Annotated in this window: 13 protein-coding genes; 5 read left to right on the top strand and 8 right to left on the bottom strand. The window is 41.2% G+C overall.

Annotation, left to right across the window (positions count from 1 at the left end; all coding sequences use genetic code 11):
* Window positions 1-528 precede the first annotated feature (528 nt).
* Entirely contained in the window at window positions 529-1,998 is a 1,470-nt protein-coding gene (locus tag KO530_RS16140) for a polysaccharide lyase family 7 protein (protein WP_216049490.1), read from the top strand.
* Between the two features lie 764 nt (window positions 1,999-2,762).
* Here KO530_RS16140 and KO530_RS16135 read toward each other — a convergent pair.
* The 4 genes from KO530_RS16135 to KO530_RS16120 all read right to left on the bottom strand — a co-directional run bounded on the left by KO530_RS16135 (window position 2,763) and on the right by KO530_RS16120 (window position 8,745).
* Entirely contained in the window at window positions 2,763-3,758 is a 996-nt protein-coding gene (locus KO530_RS16135; protein WP_216049489.1) for a polysaccharide lyase family 7 protein, read from the bottom strand.
* 34 nt (window positions 3,759-3,792) lie between these two features.
* Window positions 3,793-5,085 carry an MFS transporter gene (locus KO530_RS16130; RefSeq protein ID WP_216049488.1) on the bottom strand — a complete coding sequence of 431 codons (1,293 nt, stop codon included), beginning with the start codon at window positions 5,083-5,085 and terminating at the stop codon, window positions 3,793-3,795.
* A gap of 172 nt (window positions 5,086-5,257) precedes the next feature.
* Window positions 5,258-7,582, bottom strand: coding sequence for a chondroitinase-B domain-containing protein (locus KO530_RS16125; RefSeq protein ID WP_216049487.1), 2,325 nt, complete (start codon window positions 7,580-7,582; stop codon window positions 5,258-5,260).
* A gap of 416 nt (window positions 7,583-7,998) precedes the next feature.
* The gene (locus tag KO530_RS16120; protein WP_216049486.1) at window positions 7,999-8,745 is read right to left on the bottom strand and encodes an SDR family NAD(P)-dependent oxidoreductase; all 747 of its coding nucleotides are present in this window, start codon (window positions 8,743-8,745) and stop codon (window positions 7,999-8,001) included.
* Window positions 8,746-9,189: 444 nt separating this feature from the next.
* Here KO530_RS16120 and KO530_RS16115 point away from each other — a divergent pair, with 444 nt between their 5' ends.
* Together KO530_RS16115 and KO530_RS16110 are read left to right on the top strand one after the other, a co-directional pair.
* Entirely contained in the window at window positions 9,190-9,738 is a 549-nt protein-coding gene (locus KO530_RS16115; RefSeq protein ID WP_252729327.1) for a heme NO-binding domain-containing protein, read from the top strand.
* The gene (locus KO530_RS16110) at window positions 9,735-11,228 is read left to right on the top strand and encodes a sensor histidine kinase (RefSeq protein WP_216049484.1); all 1,494 of its coding nucleotides are present in this window, start codon (window positions 9,735-9,737) and stop codon (window positions 11,226-11,228) included. Before KO530_RS16115 ends, KO530_RS16110 begins: the two co-directional genes overlap by 4 nt.
* On the opposite strand, the gene KO530_RS16105 is transcribed toward KO530_RS16110, so the two are convergent.
* From KO530_RS16105 to KO530_RS16090, 4 genes are read right to left on the bottom strand one after another with little or no spacing between them, the layout of a single operon-like run.
* Window positions 11,225-12,520, bottom strand: a complete 1,296-nt coding sequence (locus tag KO530_RS16105; protein WP_216049483.1) for a response regulator — start codon at window positions 12,518-12,520, stop codon at window positions 11,225-11,227. The two genes, KO530_RS16110 and KO530_RS16105, sit on opposite strands and share 4 nt — an antisense overlap.
* Window positions 12,513-14,174 (bottom strand): ATP-binding protein, encoded by a 1,662-nt coding sequence (locus tag KO530_RS16100; RefSeq protein WP_216049482.1) that lies wholly within the window; start codon window positions 14,172-14,174, stop codon window positions 12,513-12,515. Before KO530_RS16100 ends, KO530_RS16105 begins: the two co-directional genes overlap by 8 nt.
* On the bottom strand, window positions 14,174-15,013 hold the full coding sequence (locus tag KO530_RS16095) for a phosphate/phosphite/phosphonate ABC transporter substrate-binding protein (protein WP_216049481.1): 840 nt from the start codon (window positions 15,011-15,013) through the stop codon (window positions 14,174-14,176). The genes KO530_RS16100 and KO530_RS16095 overlap by 1 nt, the downstream gene beginning before the upstream one ends.
* Before the next feature lie 25 nt (window positions 15,014-15,038).
* Window positions 15,039-15,602, bottom strand: coding sequence for a response regulator (locus KO530_RS16090; RefSeq protein WP_216049480.1), 564 nt, complete (start codon window positions 15,600-15,602; stop codon window positions 15,039-15,041).
* Between the two features lie 178 nt (window positions 15,603-15,780).
* Here KO530_RS16090 and KO530_RS16085 point away from each other — a divergent pair, with 178 nt between their 5' ends.
* Together KO530_RS16085 and KO530_RS16080 are read left to right on the top strand one after the other, a co-directional pair.
* Window positions 15,781-16,818 (top strand): putative porin, encoded by a 1,038-nt coding sequence (locus KO530_RS16085; RefSeq protein ID WP_216049479.1) that lies wholly within the window; start codon window positions 15,781-15,783, stop codon window positions 16,816-16,818.
* A gap of 22 nt (window positions 16,819-16,840) precedes the next feature.
* Window positions 16,841-18,592 (top strand): EAL domain-containing response regulator, encoded by a 1,752-nt coding sequence (locus KO530_RS16080; protein ID WP_216049478.1) that lies wholly within the window; start codon window positions 16,841-16,843, stop codon window positions 18,590-18,592.
* The last annotated feature ends 1 nt before the right edge of the window (window position 18,593 follow it).

The following is an 18,593-nucleotide window of genomic DNA, read 5'->3' as shown; positions in this document are numbered from 1 at the left end:
TTCAACCCTGTAGGCGGGTGTTTTAACCCCGCGCGTGATTAGATAGATTCCATGGCCTAAAGGCCATGCTACAACCCCGCGTTTACCATGATGTATTGCATTCCCCCCGTAGGCGGGTGTTTTAATCCCGCGCGTGTGATTTGATGGATTCAACCCTGTAGGCGGGTGCTTTAACCCCGCGAGTGATTAGATGGGTTCCATGACCTAAAGGCCATGCTACAACCCCGCGTTTACCATGATGTATTGCATTCCCCCCGTAGGCGGGTGTTTTAATCCCGCGCGTGTGATTTGATGGATTCAACCCTGTAGGCGGGTGCTTTAGCCCCGCAAGTGATTAGATAGATTCCATGGCCTGAAGGCCATGCTACAAAGGCGATAAATCCCCTTAGAGACGTCGGATTCTGGTTAACCAAACAAATATAACCAAAAACTCAAATTGGTCTTACATTATTCTTGGAGTAACTAATTTTTACGCATATAATCCTTTTATTGAAGTAACATTAATTTTACATTTTGTAGGGGAAACGTATGTTTCGAAAGCGGTTACATAGCCACAATCAAAGCCAAAAGGTCCATGCCTTGATAGTCATGATGTTGTCGATTGGGATCAGTGCTTGTGGCGGAAGTAGTGGAAGTACCGCAACGCCACCAGTCATTCCTCCAGTGGTTGTTGAGCCTACACCAGAGGTCTGTGTAAACGAGATATACGCTATTACTGCTGCTAGTGATGATGGTAGTTTTGAAAGTGGATATCCACCTGCAAATGCGGTTGATGGATTGACCACTCCTGAATCAAGATGGACAAGTAATGGCTCAAATAAAGAGTTAATACTAGATCTTGGTAGTAGCAAAGTAGTCGGGGCTTTAACGATTAAGTGGTACAAAGGCAATGAACGTAATGCCTACTTTTCGGTAGAAACCTCGGCGGATACTTCACTTCAAAATGCCAGTTGGACTAGTGTGCTTAACGACGCAGAATCAAGTGGCAAGCACAGCGGCTTTGAGTTGGTCAACTTGGTCGAGTCTGATGCTCGCTACATCAAGATTATTGCTGATGGAAACAGTGAAAACACATTCAACAGTATTGTCGAGATACAAGTCCATAGCTGCAAAGAGGCAAATGGCGAGTTTGCAGATATTTTCCCCAATGAAGTGGGTATCGACTTATTAGATTGGTATTTAAGTGTACCAACTGATGAGGATAACAGCGGAACTTCAGACTCCATTTTTGAGACTGAACTAGCTGCGGGTTACACCAATTCCGAGTATTTTTATGCTTCTGCTGACAATGGCATAGTCATGCGTTCACCAAGTTACGGCTTTAAAACCTCGCAAAACACAAGTTATGTGCGGGTAGAATTGCGAGAAATGTTACGCCGCGGTAACACATCAATTAGCACTCAAGGTGTAAACAAAAATAACTGGGTTTTTGCCAGTGCTTCCTCACAAGGTCAAGCTAATGCTGGCGGCGTAGACGGAGACCTGCGAGTTTCGTTAGCGGTTAATAAAGTCACAACCACAGGCGAAGATTATCAAATTGGACGGGTAGTGATTGGTCAGATCCATGCTAACGATGATGAGCCTGTGCGTTTATATTATCGAAAACTGCCGGGCAATAATCTCGGTTCTGTCTACTTTGCTCACGAGAGTCGTGTTAAAGACAGCGACGGTGATAATATTGAAACCTATGTTGAGATGATAGGTTCGAGAAGCAATTCAGCGAGTAATCCTTCAGATGGGATCGCATTGGACGAGAAGTTTAGTTATCAGATTAGTGTTAACGTTAATTTGCTGACGGTGACAATAAGCCGTGAAGGAAAAAGTGATGTGGTTGCCAATTACGATATGAGCGAAAGCTTGTACGACCAAGACGGCCAGTATCATTATTTCAAAGTCGGGGTTTATCACCTGAATAATTCAAGTGATCCTGATGAATACGCCCAGGCCACCTTTTACGAAATTAAGAATAGTCACACAGGTTATAGCGCCAGCGAGTAAAGCGTAAAATAGTGGGGGTGTTTTAACCCCGTGGATGATTTGATGGATTCCATGGCCTGAAGCCCGTGCTACAACCCGCGTTTACCATGATGTATCGGATTTCACCTGTAGGCGGGTGTTTTAACCCCGTGGATGATTTGATGGATTCCATGGCCTAAAGGCCATGCTACAACCCGCGTTTACCATGATGCGTCCCATTCCCCCCTGTAGGCGGGTGTTTTAGCCCCGCGGGTGGTTCGATGGATTCCATGGCCTAAAGGCCATGCTACACCCTGCGTTTACCATGATGTATCGGATTCCACCTGTAGGCGGGTGTTTTAACCCCGCGGGTGATTTGATGGGTTCCATGGCCTAAAGGCCACGCTACACCCTGCGTTTACCATGATGTATCGGATTCCAACCTGTAGGCGGGTGTTTTAACCCCGCGCGTGTGGTTCGATGGATTCCATGGCCTAAAGGCCATGCTACAACCCGCGTTTACCATGATGTATCGGATTCCACCCTGTAGGCGGGTGTTTTAACCCCGCGCGTGTGGTTCGATGGATTCCATGGCCTGAAGGCCATGCTACAACCCGCGTTTACCATGATGCGTCCCATTCCCCCCTGTAGGCGGGTGTTTTAGCCCCGCGGGGGATTAGATAGATTCCATGGCCTAATGGCCATGCTACAACCCGCGTTTACCATGATGTACAGATTCCACCTGTAGGCGGGTGTTTTAACCCCGTGGGTGATGTGATGGATTCCACGGCCTGAAGGCCATGCTACTAGTGCTGATTGTCTAGATGATAAAAAGTGGCTTGCACGTAATCTTTGGGTTCGCCGCCGTTGTTTTGATTATAAACACCGGCTTTAAAATACATGTATTGGTTATTTTTGTGGTAGCCGCTGTCACTCATATCAAATGATTTGGTGATATTGGGTTTGCCTTGGCGAATCAAAGTGACGAAAAGAATATTGTTTTCGACCGTGATCTTATAACTAAACTTTTCGTTTAATTCGATGCCATCTTCCGGATTAGCTAGGGTGTGTGAGCGCGTACCAATTAGGTTTATCCACTCATCATCTCCACCATTAATTTCATGAGCAAAGTACACCGAACCTTTAGAATTATTAGGCAGCTTGCGATAATAGAGTCGAATAGGTTCATCATCAGTGGCATGGATTTGGCCAATGATAACCCGCCCTAGCTTTTTCTCATCGCCGGTGGTTGACACGCGGTTCACCGCTAAGGTCGCTTCTAAGCTCCCCTCAATGGCACCCGCTTTCCTTTTGACCGAGCCATGAGCTGCATCGAATACCCAGTTATTTTCAGTTATGCCTTGGGTTTTAATACGAGTATTTCCACGCCTTAACATTTCACGAAGTTCAGTTCGAGCGTACTTGGTGTTTTTGGAGGTTTTAGCGCCTACATTGGGACAGGCAAAAACCATCCCACCATCATCTGCTGTATAAAAAAGCGGTTTTAGCTCAAAGCCGCCGCTTAATGGTCTTTCGTATATGATATCGGCTTTTTTATCTTTATTAAGGTCGGTAGGTAGTGTCAGTGTCCAATCTAACAAATCAAAGTTTTCACTTGGCTTTTTAGTTGGATCGAGAGAGTCAAAGTTACCTAGCAAAACACCGTCAGCAAGGGCCCGGTGAGACTCAGGTATATAGCTTTGGTTGTTTGCTTGAGTTGCTTGATTTGCATAACCGAAAGGCGCAGCTGAAACAGCTAGGCCGATCAGAGAACTACAACAAATACTGCGTAAACTTAACATTGAACTCCCCCACATCTTTAACAAACCCACAGCACTATTTGGCTTCTACAGGCTCTATTTTAGGACACAATATCCAAATACTTGCCATTGCTAGTATCGCTAACGCAGCACCAATCACAAATACCACTGTGTAGTTACCGTCGGCAGTTAATGAGGGCACTAGATAAATCAACACACCGGCAGCCAACTTAGCGGCCATCCCAGCAAAGCCCGATAAAGTACCAACAGATTTTCCGCCAAACAAATCACTTGGCAGTGTTTGAACATTACCAATAGAGGTTTGGAAACCGAACAAGATGGTCGCCATAATAAGTACAGCAGCAACTTCTCCACCTGGGTCAGACAGCATTAACAATGCAGGCAGCATGATTAAGCAACCCATAGTGATAACCAGTTTTCTGGTTTTATTTACTGTCCAGCCGGCTTTAAGACGATTTTGAGCAAGTAGGCCACCAAACCATGCGCCTAGCATCGCACCAACATAAGGAACCCAACCGTAAATCGCCAAGCCCTTAACATCCATTTGATAGACTTCAACCAAATAGGTAGGAATCCAAACAATAAACAACCACCAGATTGGGTCGATTGCTGCGGTAGCAATAATTACGCCCCAACTTTGTTTATGAGATAACAGTTGACCTGTAGTTGGTGTGTACTCTGGCGCGCTGATGCCATTTTCACATTTCACTTCATTTTTCTGACCAGTCAGTATGTATTCGCGCTCTTCTTCAGTGATCCAAGGGTGAGATCCAGGAGGAGATTTAACAACAATCAACCAAGGAATAAGCCAAAGTAGTCCGGTACAACCTACAATCACAAATATTGCTTTCCAACTGAAAAACAATGCAAGGTAGGCGATTAACGGAATTGAAACTATCCCGCCGATTGCTGCGCCTGAGTTGAATATCCCTTGAGCTAGCGCTCTTTCACGGGTTGGAAACCATTCCGCATTCGCTTTAGCAGCGCCGGGCCAGTTACCTGCCTCAGAAATACCTAAAATCGATCTAAAGATACTAAAGGTTAAGATACCTTGGGCAAAGGCGTGCATAATCGTCGCCAAAGACCAGATTCCGATGGACAGTACGAAACCCATTCGGGTTCCGACCCAATCGAAAATCTTACCAAATAACGCTTGTCCAAACGCGTACGAGAATAAGAAAACAATACTGATAATACCGTAGACTTCTTTCAACTCTGCATCAGTTTTTTCAGGATAAATTTCCTTACCCATGAATGGCCAGAGTACGCTCAAGGATTGTCTGTCGATATAGTTCACTACCGTTGCCAGAGCAACGAGAGCAATAACCCACCATCTTAAATTCTTCATGTTTATGTTTACCTATACCTGATGCTAATAATATTATTCTTTACGTTTATGATTACGTTTGTTGGTTAACTTTTAGAACCTTCATTAATCTCGAAACCCTTGCATAATGCCGTGCTCACATATTCTTTATAAGACTAGGTGAGCACGGTTTCGCTGTCTTGGTTTTATTGCTTCACTTAGAAACATTACCTTTCATAACCGCAGTAGAAGGACCCTTAGCAAAGGTTTCTGTCACTACCGGTAAAAGTGTTTTAGTAAATGTATTGTTCAATATCTGGGTACGCGGCTCGCCAACAGTATGATCGATAGTGATGACCTTGCTTTGCGTAAACTGATTTCCCTCTAATAGAGTCTGTTGAACACCTAAAAGGAAGATAGCAGAAGCAGATTTATTACGTTTGCCGCCACCAACATTTTCAACTGTGCTGTTGGTCATTCTAAAATGTGGACCAAAAGTACTTTCATCTGTACCGCCACGATAGACTTTCGCAACCGCACCTTCAATGTTCACAAAACTAGAATTTTTGATAGTGACGTATTCCGCATTATAAATGCCCAAATCATCTTGTTCTTTGTCTAAGCGTAGAACATCACCCGTGATATTTTTGAAAACACTATCAGTAATCTCAATATTTTCGGCCATGCTGCGATAACCAGAGTCAAACACATGGGCCGAGTGGTTCACATTTAAATCGGTGATATGCGTATTGTTGATGGTCAATTTGTAATTATGCAGGGTGGGTAATTTGGTATTTCTAATTAACACATTACCTGCATTGTCTGGAGTTTTAACGCCTGAAATATTCAGTCCATCTAATTTCAAGCTGCCGCCATCTTCTATTTCAAAAGTCAAAGAGCGCATTGGATAAAGAGTAACGGAACGTGGAGTAGCGGCTTTAAGGGTTACCACAGACTTCACTTGTAGTTGTTTGTTTAGATCATAGTTACCTGGCGCAAGCATTATGACGCTGCCGTCTGCTACTTCACCGATTGTTTTCATAAGCTCTTCGGCTGAAGAAACATTCACCACACCTGCAGAATCAAACTCAACAGGTGCGTCGGCTTTAGGATACCAACTTACACCGGTTTCATCTTTAGCAATAGGCTTAAGTGACGCTGCAGCACCAACATTGGCTTGCTGTGCGCTGGCACTTTGAAGAAGACCATTATCGCCTCTGACCAAATCACTTTTGTGTATTGTGAAACCTGAAGCAATCTCTTCTTGTGGAGACTGGCTGGCAATGTTGTTGGCAAAGGTAATACCTGAAACATCATCAAATATTTTAAAAGGATTACTGCCGTCAGCATTGATGATCAAATTATTTGAAAAGCTGCTGTCAATTGGTGTTGCAGTACGCTCACTGTCACTGCCGCCAGCCAAGTTAATGTTGTCGACGTTAACAATAGTGTTGTTTTCGATTGTCGCGTTTTTAACTTGATGATAGCGGTTAATAGTTGAATTAGGCACGCCGTTTAGAATAGTAAAGCCACCACCAAAACGAATTCCTGTTAACCCTTCCATATAGTTGTTGCGAATGGTTTGGTCAGCGTTGATGACACGAATACCACCAGTATGGTCTTTGCCATTACCGAAGAATACGTTGCCTTCGACTACGTTACCGTTACCATGACGTAGAGTTAAGGTTCCGCGGCTTTCTAAAAATACGTTATTAAGGAATTGGTTTTTACCAGATTTATTAGAAATGATTTCCACTTCACCGTTACAACGTTCAAAGTAATTATTTTCAACCACTGTGAAAGAGTCTGTTAAAGAGTACTTACTGGTACCAATACGCAGTGTTTCGCCACCGTTAGAGCCAAGGATTGGACGTGGACCGAAGTAGTTATGATCTATGCGGTGATGGTTCTGTTGGCTATCTTCTGTATTCAGTCTAACCGCCATGGTCACACCAGCATTGTTTTTACCTTCTAAATGGCTGTGGTCAAAACGGTTATTCTTGCCGTATAAAACAACCCATTTATCCGCATTAAATTTGTCCGTGTTGCTAAATCCATCAATAACGACTTCGGTTACCCGTGAATTATAAGCTAAGGTGTTAGCGTCTTCTCTGAACGAAATCACTTCACCAGTGGGGCTGTATCCGTCTTTAAATACGAGTCCTTCAACAACCAAATATTCACCAGATAAACGTAAGTTAGAAAGTCCGGTTAAAATGACTTTGCCTTTGGTTTGGGCTTTTAGGGTAATTGGTTTTTCAGCTGTGCCTTTACCTTTTAAAAGAATTTCAAAATCTTTCCATTCTTTGTCAGCGAGAATTAAGGTATCGCCAGGTTGTAATGACGCCGCTGCTTCTAAAAACTGCTGTTGGTTGTTAATCAAAATACCATCTGCGGTTTTGAGCATTTCAGCAGAAGCTGATTGGCTAGTTGAGTTTTTGCTAGTGTCAGCATTTTGAGAAGATGCGCTACAACCCACAACTGAAACAACCATGGTAAGAGCGACGATACGAGGAAAAGAGAATTTTTTAGCAAACATTCAACACGACCTAATTCCATTTTTAAAAATAAGTAGAACCCTTTCAGTATTATTAATACGATGAGCTCTGGTTGGCATTGTATGTAGTGGAAACCATACATGATTTATTTGTTACTGACACTATTACTTGTGCGTCAACTAAGCTTAGGCTTTGAATTGCAATAATTAAAGTAATGAATATCGAATAGACAATGTAACCAATTCAACAACATTGTGTCAACCACACATTAACATTTATTATTACCAATAGCGCCATTATTGGTAATACCAAATGGTAGCCCGTTGTTTTTAAAAGAGTTTAATTACAAAAAAAGGGCCCCATTAAAAGAGACCCTGAAATTCACTACCTAACTTATCAAAATAGCCCTGTCACTTAACCCAGACTTTTCAAACTAGTTTGATAAGCTATTGTTTTATTATGAGAAAAGTAACCCGCCGTTTATGTCAACATTATTTCCCGTCATATACGAAGAGTCATCATCAGCTAAAAATCCAACTAATTTAGCCACTTCTTCTGAAGTTCCCTCACGTTTGATACAAGTCGCCCCAGCCACATTAGTTCGCACTGCATCTGGAGTGAAAGTGTCATGGAAGCCAGTTGAAATCATCCCAGGGCAAACCGAATTAACCCGAATATTAGGACCTAGCTCTTTGGCTAAACCACGGGTAAAGGTTGATACAGCGCCCTTAGACGTTGCATAAGGGATAGCACCACCGCCACCACCGTCACGAGCAGCTTGAGAAGAGAAAGTGACGATAGAGCTGCCCGGTTTCATATGCGGGATTACAGCTTGCGACATTAAAAACAGCGAAGTTAGGTTCACATCTAGTACTTTTTTCCAGTGAGCTAAATCCATTTCGGTTATTTTTTTGCGCTCAACCAAGCCACCAGAAACGTGGACTAAGCAGTCGATAGCGCCAAATTCTGATAATGCAGCTTTTACGGTCGCATCAACACTGCTTTGCTCGGTTAAATCGGCTTGCACAGCGACCGCTTTGCCACCAGCGGCAGTAATTTTAGCCACCGTTTCTTGTGCTGTTGTGGCACTGGCATGATAGGTTAACAAAACGCTCGCACCTCTCGATGCTAATTCTACTGCACAGGCAGCGCCAATATCTCGACCACCACCAGCTACAATAGCTACTTTACCTGTCATTGACATAAGTTGTTCTCCAAGAGTAAATGTTTGTTTATACCAGAATGAAATCTTGCAATTATTACGTTGTGTAGCTGATAACCAGAGATCTTAACAATCCAATTAACGTCAACATGCACGCGCAACTGCTGGTGTATATGTTAAATTAAAGTAACTAACCCGAATTTCATTGTCAACCAAGAAATTAAATTGATCATTACCAAAAATGCTAACCAAAATTACTATTTGGTCGTAATAATGACTATAGTCTATTCATTAAATTAATGACTATTATTTAATATATGCAGAGTAAAGTGCCACAATATGTTAATCGAAATGCGCCCTGTAACGGAAGAAAGACTAGTCAGTGCGACTAAAGCAGCATTGATATAAAAGTGGAAAAGGTTTTCAATCTAGCTTTGATACGCCTATGTTTAATAAAGACATGCTTAAATTTGATAGATAGAAGGAATGGCCGTGAAAGGTATTGTTTTTGTAAAGTTTAATGAGTTTATCGAAGAGCTGTGGGGTGAGGAGTTTTGGGACACCTTACTGGATGAAGCGAATTTACCAAGTGAAGGCATTTATACAACAGTAGGCACTTATGACGATCAGGAGTTATTTACCCTAGTTGGACTTGTGGTAGAAAAACAAAACATCTCAGCTAAAGACGCTCAATTCGCATTCGGAAAATGGGTTTTCAAGGAATTATTTAACGCCGCGCCAGCTGGTGCTCATGATTTTAAAGACGTTTTTGAATTTTTACACGCGGTGCAAGACTTTATCCACGTAGAAGTCAAAAAACTCAATCCAGATGCCTTATTACCTGAGTTTGAATTTCTATCTGAAACACCGACTACCCTATCCTTTCACTACCAGTCTCCGCGCAAGTTATGTTATTTCTGTGAAGGCATTGTGTACGGCCTAGCGGAACACACTGGACAAAAAATTGCGGTCTCACAAACAGAATGTGAACATCAAGGTGATCAACGCTGCGTGTTAGAGGTGGTGAAAGTTTGACACTATCCAAAGAAGAATTGGAAAAAAGAGTTTCCGTTCTTGAACGCAAGGCCTTGAGAGAAAAAAAGGCACGGCAATTAGCTGAGAACCAGCTAGAAAAATACTCTTTGGACATATACGAAGCCAATCAGTCGTTGAAGGGCGCTCTGGCCGACTCTAAACAAAAGCAACTGGAATTGGAGTATCTAGCGCGCACCTCCAGCGATGTAGCATCTGAAATACCGCTCAACGACATGATATCCAATATCGTGATGTTGACAGGTGAATTTTGTTCCGCAAGTTATGGACTTTTAATTATTAGCGAAAATGGCCAAGACCTATCTGACAAGAACAAAAAAGTATGGTCGTTAGAACAAGGTTGGCAGGAAAACAGCAAAGCTAAAGAATTAGCAGTTTCTTTATTACCCCTTTGTGAGTCAACAATTATGGACTCATGGTTGGTTTCACTAGTTGACAACAGCGAGCTTGACCAAAACCGACCTATCAATTCAATTTTCTATACGAACTTTGCTTGGTCTGGCTCTAAAGTGGGGTGGTTAGCGTTTTTAAGCGAAGATGAAGGCATTGCGGAAGATTTTCTACCGGTATTAAACACCTCAAAAGAGCACTTAGTCAGCGGTATTCGAAGACGCTTAACGGATATTCGGATATTGAAACGTAACGTGCAGTTGCAAGATTCCTTAAGTAAGCTCGAAAAAGCTCGCCGTCAACTTATTCAGTCAGAAAAAATGGCATCTTTAGGGCAGTTAGCCGCTGGCGTAGCCCACGAAATTAATAACCCTATCGCTTTTATACGCTCAAATTTAGAAGTGCTGCAAGATTACTTAAATGATTACAAACAACTCAATACGCAGATGCAAGCCAGCTTCGAAAAAAACAAAACATTGGATATTTCTCGGTTTGAAGACATATGTAAAAAGGTTGACCTAGACTACATCGAAGAAGACTCCGAAGATCTACTACAATCAAATATTGAAGGCTTAGACAGAGTGAAAGAAATCGTCGATAACTTGAAAGGGTTTTCTCACTCAGGAGATGAAGCTTTAGTTGAGACATCGTTAAACGACTGTATTCAATCCGCTCTTAAAATTGCTGGAAATATGTTTAAATACCAGCACAAAATTGATAATCACATGTCTACTGATTGCCCTTTGATTTTAGGTAACTCCGGCCAATTGCAGCAAGTTTTTGTGAATTTATTTGTCAACGCTGCTCACGCAATGGAGGACGGCGGTTTACTCACAATTGACTACACCAAAATCAACGACGCTGTGGTAATCCGCATCAAAGACACTGGCAGCGGTATGGATGAGGAAACGGTAAATCAACTATTTACGCCTTTTTTCACCACTAAACCTGTAGGTGTGGGCACCGGCTTAGGGCTATCCGTATCTTATGCAATTTTAGAAGCTCACGGCGCACAGGTTACTGTTGATTCTGAGTTAAATGTGGGCACCACCTTCAATATCACGTTTCCAGTGATTAACTAAGCCTCAACCCTATCATCTTCTACAATCAATGAGATCGGTTTGGCTTGGCTTTTTTCAAATTGGGTTAGCTTCAAAATCGTCGCTTGATTAAAAACATGTCCTTCTGGCAACACCAGAATATGTTTGTCATTCAAAATGTTGTACTTCAATGTCATCCCAGGCTCGAGCTCCTGAGTAGTAATAACGTTTTCGACAAACTCATCTGAAACAATATCTTCGTTATCCAACAAAATATCCAGTATTTGCGGATCGTAATGAGTCCCTTTCAGTTTAGTCATTTCGATCGGAAAAGTAGTATCGTCCAATTTTACTGGATTGATGCGGCCCATCTTATAACGCCAATAGTCTCTGGCTACCGCCAAGATTTTTGCGCCTAAAGGGATTTGTGCATCCACTAATTTCTTGGGACCAGAACCGTTCAATGTTTCAAATTGGCAGGTAATTATATCTGCTACATCTTGTAGATGGGTTGCAGGAGCAAGTACCAACTGAGCCACTTTAATTTGTTCTAGGTATTCCTGCTGCTGGTTGTAATTGAGCTCTTTGAAGGGTTTGCTATATAGGGCTGTATCTAGCCCTAATAAGCCAATTTCACACAGCAATGCGGCATAAGATATGGTATTAATCTGTTGTTTGGGTAATGATAATTTTTCCGCTATGCGTTTGGCAAGTAAGCTAACACTATTCGCAAAACCACCGTTTAAGTTAGGGTTAATACTGATTAAATTGTATAGTACTTTTTGGGTGGCACTGTTGTTATGCTCAATTCGCTGCATCGCTACGTGTATTTGTTTAGTACGCAACTTAACTTTGTCTTCTAAGTTTTGATTGAGCTTTTTAAGCAGCGAGTTTTGTTTTTTTACTAACTTCTGTAAATGACTATTTTCATTCTTTAATCTGACTTTTTCCAAGCCTTCTTCGATAGTTTGAATAACCTCTTCGTTATTCCAAGGTTTTTGTAAATAGCGGTGGATCTTGCCTTTGTTTACCGCATCTATGGTTGATTCCATATCGGAATAACCGGTTAGTAGAATGCGATGACAATCCGGTTCTGTTATTGCTACTTTTTCCAATAACTGTGCACCAGACATGCCCGGCATTTTCATATCTGATATAACGAGGTCGATCTTATTTTGTTCCATTATCTCTAGTGCTTGAGTGCCACTTTCAGCAAGTAGCAACTGATAGTTTTGTCTATGCAGCAAGCGCTTCATTGACTTAAGAATATTTACTTCATCATCAACGCAAAGGACTGTCATTGGTATTTCTGTTTCAACATTTTTTTCACTCATTATGGTTGCTCTTGAGATCTTCGCTATCGTTTTGAATCGGCAGGGTTACGGTAAAACAACTGCCTTTGTTCAGTTTACTGGTTACGCTAATTTCACCACCGTGTTCTTGAATAATGCCGTAGGAAATAGACAAACCTAAACCTGTTCCCTTGCCCACATCTTTAGTACTGAAAAACGGATCAAACAACTTACTTAAGTTATCAGGCGCGATACCAGATCCATTGTCTTTAACCGATATAACAACATCTTGGTTTTGTACTTTAGTGGAAATAGTGATTTGTCCTTTCTCACCTATCGCCTGCCCTGCATTGATTAATAAATTGGTGAGTACCTGGCTAATTTTTCCAAAATTCATCTTTATCTTGGGTAACTCGCCGAGATCTTTATGAATTTCACAATGATATTTAAGCTCATTGCCGACCATTTTAAGGGTGGTCTCGATACAATCGTTAATATCTAACCAACTCTTTTCCTCTGTGTCTGCCCGAGAAAATTGTTTTAGATCTTTGACGATATTGGTGATCCTATCTAAACCATCAACAGACTCGCTAAGAATGTCTTTCGCATCTTCATTGATAAAATCTAAATCTTCATTATTTACAATATCAATTAATTTTTGTTTAGAGGGCTCTACAGATTGGGATGTATCGTTCGCAAAAACAGTTGCCACTTGTGTACTGATTTGACGATAGACATCAACATATTGTTGAAGGGAACTTAAATTACTTTTAACAAAACCAATGGGATTATTAATTTCATGGGCTACGCCTGCAGCAAGTTGTCCGATGGAAGCCATTTTTGCAGATTGCGTCAGCTGTTTCTGCGTGGCATGTAGCTCCTGATTTATCTGTTCCAGTTGATGATTTCGTTGGTTTAATAAGGTAGTGCGTTGCTCTACTTTTTGCTCCAATGTGCTATTAAGCAGTTCAAGCTCCTGCTGGTAAGCTTCAGTGCGTGCATTCTCATATTCCAAGGTAGTCGCGAGTTTATTGAAAGCGCGAGTGACTTCGGCTAATTCGTCATTGCCATTCACTGGTAATTGAGCCTGATTAAAAGAGCCACTTTCTATATTGGTTGAAATTTCTCGTGCAGCAGTTCGTAGAGTTGCCAATTGTTTGGTTAAATAGTTTCCCAATACAAAGGAAAACAAAGCCACTAGCGCCATTTCTACGATGGCGATACCAGTAGTCCAATTTTTAATCATGTCTACTGAGGTGCGAATATTAGAATTATCTAAGCCAAGCTCGACGCGACCATAAATGTGCTCAGATTCAGTGATTGCGGCAAAACTATCAAACACACCATCATTTACGTCTTTGACTTGTGCATCTTCGACAAACTCACGAGATAGCAACTGTGTATCACCAGCTTGGGCCAAAACTTGGTTTTCACTGTTTATGACCCTTACATAAAGGATATCTGGATTTTCCAATAATTCGGCGCTATAGGTCTCTAAAGATGCGAGGTCATAGGTTAACACTGCGTGTTTTATAGTACTTGCGAACAGCGAGGTAACAGTTGATGAACGGGTCGCTAAATTATCATTTAAAGTATTACGCATAAAATTGACGGCAGTAAATATCAAAGCAATCAATAACACAGCCTCGATGGCCGCAATGCTTACTATCGTTTTATTGCGTAAGGAAAGATTCATTAATTAGCCAAAGCTGTTGCTGGTTTGCTAGTCATTAGCGCATCGATATTAAGTGCTCTTACATCATCCCAATCACTATTTTGTGCGCCATCAAAACCATTGAAATTAATACTTTTTAGTAACGCCTTTCCCTGTTCACTGTTATTCATGTTCAAGAGAACGGCTAGAATCTTATCTCTTGTGGCTGCATCCACGTTTGGATGGGTGGCAATAGCATGGCAAGTGTATCTAGCACTCTTCCAGATAGTTACTAGGGTAGATTGAGTATTTTCGTCCATGTTGTTAAGTGTGCGTTGAATCCCGCCGCCAGCTGGAAAAAAACCTCTAGACACATTCAGATAAACTGAGTCATGGGAGCCCACGTACTTGGGAGTATATTCCAAACCTAGATTATTAAGCTCTGCTTGCGGCAATAAACTTGCGGCGAATGCTGCTGGAGCCGGGAAAGCTAATTGGCTACCTGCCAGATCTTGGATATTCTTAACCTTACCATCAGCATGAGCAACTAGGACGCCTTGGATGGTTTTATTGCTTTGTTTCGCTAAGGCGTTGTAACCAGAGCTTTGGTTATAAACAACATAGTGATAAGGATTCATATAGGCGATATCGTATTCACCGGATTCAAGACGTTTTTCAAAGGTAGGAATATCTTTTGCCGTAGTGAATACAATATTGAGATCGGTTTGGTCGTTAATATGTTGCAGTATAGGAGTCCATAAAGTTGCTAAGCGTTTGGCCGACTGCTGCGGTACCACGGCGAAGGTTAGGGTGCTCTGTTGTGCAATTACAGCACTTGGAAAACCAATAAAAAAACCTATAAAAAATAATAACTTATACATTAGAACACCTCACTTTTGAATATCACTACTGGGTCATTTCGTTTACTAATTTCAATAATTCATCGTTTTCGAATGGCTTGGAAAGTACTGCGTTAGCACCTAATGCAAGGGCTTCATCAAGGCTGTCTTGATTCAATGCTGATATCACCAATATTTTCAAATCACGAAACTGTTCTTCTGCGCGTAAATGCTTCAAAAGCTCGAAACCATTTAAACCAGGCATGGTCAGATCAAGCGTCATCATGCTAGGTTTGTGTTGCATCAGTTTACTGCCCGCTAAAAAACCATTAGTGGCGGTATCACACTCAAAACCCGCTTTTTTGAGTACGCGTTTTATCGCATTGCCCATATCTTTATCATCGTCAACAATCAGAACGGTTTTGTTATTGGGTAAAAGTCCTGGTGGCACTGGCATATTGTTTTCTCTTAAAAAGAGTACAAAATTATCCACTGTCACCCTATTGTTGCCTCTTCCCGGTAACTTATAACCTTTCAAACTTCCCTTATCTATCCAACGTATCACCGTACGTAAATTGACATCGCAATATTCAGCAATGTCACCTGTAGTAAGAGATTTAACTTTCGTCATAAACGCTTTTCCTGAATTAGTTTTATAGTTATATCACATAAGACAAACAAGACATACATGACTAAAGTATAATACACGACATTTGTGACATTTGCTACATTTACGTCACTGATATGAATATAGTTAATTTAGCTTTGCACAACGCAGAGAATTTAGGTCCTCAGAGGTAACGTATATAATGAATAAATTGCATGTACTAATCGCTGTCTGTGTGCTGAGCATACAAAGCGTGCAAGCAACAGAAACAGAGCTTGATGGCAGCGTATTGCTCAGATACGAAAATGAAACGGACCAAATTAATTTAACACCACGTAAAAGAGTAAGAGTAATTGCTGCGATTGGCGTCACTAGTCAATTGAATGATGTGTGGTCATTTACGGCACAAGCGCGCACAGGATTAAAAAACAAGCAGAATGTTCCGGCCTTTACGTTATATCAAATCACCGACCAACCCGCTGGCGACAAAGACATTTACATATCACGCGCTTTTGCGAAGGCAAAGTTTGACAGTCTAACCATGTTTGCAGGGAAAATTCCTTGGAAAACCAATCAAGTTACCGATCTGTTTTGGGACAGGCACTTAAATCCTATTGGTGTTCATTTAGATTATGACCTTGGAGCTGGGCAGAATTTGAAATTCACTAGCTTCAAACCTCTCGATGGCGCAAGTGGCACCGTTGGCCACATGTCTATTTTTCAATATCAGAGCGTATTTTCAACTGATTTAGGGAAATTAACTGTATCTCCATGGTTTGTCGATTATCGTGGCCAGACAGGTGCGTTGTATGCCAAAAAAGACACACTATTCGATAATCAATTTGTACGTTTATCGATGAAAATAAAACAAGGGAATTGGCAGTTAGGAACCGATATTGGCTGGTCGATTAAAGACACGCCAATAGAACTTGGAGACGCGTTTTCTAAGCAAAAATTGAGTTATGCCATTGAGTTAAAACAGGGTGATTTGAAAACTAATGGAAACTATTTAACCCAACTAAGATATTTACACGTTGAACGGTTTTCAGTGGTAACAGAGTTTGCACAAAACGCGTCAAGTCGTTTTGCTACAAGCAACTTTAAGGGTTGGGATTTACGTATACGCCATAAGGTAAGTAAAAATTTATGGGTAGGTGGTCGTATATCTCGGACGCAACGCTTAGTGGGGACACCCGAGCAAAGTGTGCGATTCAGATTAGAAACAAAATATACCTTTTAACCGTTATTTAGGGCCAACTATTATGTCTACAGCACTTCAAAGATACCTTTCAGAAACGCCTGCGGAGCTTTGCAATCTTCTTGTTATAGACGACGAAGAGAGTAACCTAAAAGCCATTAGCCGCACGTTTAGACGCACAAAGTACCAGGTCTTCACCGCCACCAGCGCCAAAGAAGGTTTAGAGTTACTCACTCAACATGATTTTCAAGTGGTTTTGTCTGACTTTCGGATGCCGGATATTGATGGCGGTACCTTGGTTAAAAATATCAAACAATGTTTTCCCAACATCATTTCGATGATTTTAACTGGCTATGCAGACTTTGATGCTGCTGTAGATGTAATGAACTCTGGAGCGGCTTATAAATTCCTAACCAAACCTTGGAATAATCAGTTGCTAATAGAGAATGTTGAACAAGCGTTTAAAGAATACCATCAGCGTTTGCTTAAAATGTCTAAAGAGAAACTAAACGCACAATACATCAAACCAGATCGTATAAGATTAGATAGCACCATTAAGTTTTTACTCGATCAAGAAGCCCAATTTGCGCTAGCTTCGGTGATTATTTCTGATATTTCCTTGCATGACCAATATTGGGCTAAAAGAGGAGAACAACAACTTTTAGGCTTAGAGTCGGTAATTAATAATATACAGGCCTGTTTACCAAATAACTGTGAGATATTTGAAGTAGATGTCGACCAAGTGCTGATTATTATTCCCGAGTCCGAGTGCGATACTGAACTGCATAACAAAATAACTTTATTGAGTGGAGCTTTGTCGGCTTGTTCTCAAAATGACCTTAATATTCCTAAACTACAGTGCAATTTATCTTATGCTTTAGCCCCCTTCTCTGATATGGATACGCAACAGTTATTGCACTCCATCAGAAATCTTCCGGAGCAAGACTTCCACGAGAGCAAACATCACGGTCAAAAACCATGTGTAGTGAAATTAGATGCCATTTATGTGGCGAAAAAGAAGCGTAAAAAAACCATTCAAAATAGTATCCAACAAGCAATAAATAGTGACCAGTTCAGTTTGTATTTTCAGCCGAAAGTACGGTTATCTGATGGCATGGTCGAAACGGCTGAAGTATTAATGCGCTGGCAGCACTCATCTTTAGGCTGGGTGTCTCCGGTTGAGTTTATTAGCCTTAGCGAGCTAGATGGTCAAATTGAAAAAATCGGAAGTTGGCTATTAAAAAACAGCATCAATCAGTTGATTGGCCTGCAAAAACAATATGGCAATAATATCAAATTAGCGATCAATGTATCTCCCCGCCAACTTCAGAACAATAGATTAGTAGAAGAGTTAACATATTTGCTAGGCAAGACCGGATTGAACCCTGCTAGCTTGGAACTTGAAATCACTGAAGGATGTATTATCGATGATTTAACGCAAACCAGCGAAATACTTTGGAAATTAAAAAAACTAGGGGTAAATATCGCAATTGACGATTTTGGCTCTGGCTATACTTCGTTTGCCTACTTAACAAAATTACCTGTTGATGTGCTCAAACTAGACAAAATTCTAATTGACGATTTGGGGATAAATTCAGACGTAAGTGAGATGGTTCAAAGTGTTATAGAGCTATGTAAAAAGATGCAAATTGAGGTCGTCGCTGAAGGGGTTGAAGATGAACGCCAAGTTAAAATATTAAGAGATTTTGACTGTGACTACATTCAAGGCTATGTATACAGTAAACCTGTCGCCAAACCTGAATTTGAAAAAACCCTAATTAACCAACCATTTAAGGTTGCAGATAAAGCCAATTAGA

The organism is Aliiglaciecola lipolytica (assembly GCF_018860635.1).
Classification (GTDB): domain Bacteria; phylum Pseudomonadota; class Gammaproteobacteria; order Enterobacterales; family Alteromonadaceae; genus Aliiglaciecola; species Aliiglaciecola lipolytica_A.
Note: the sequence above shows the minus strand (reverse complement) of the source record. Positions and strands in the feature narration are given on the sequence as shown.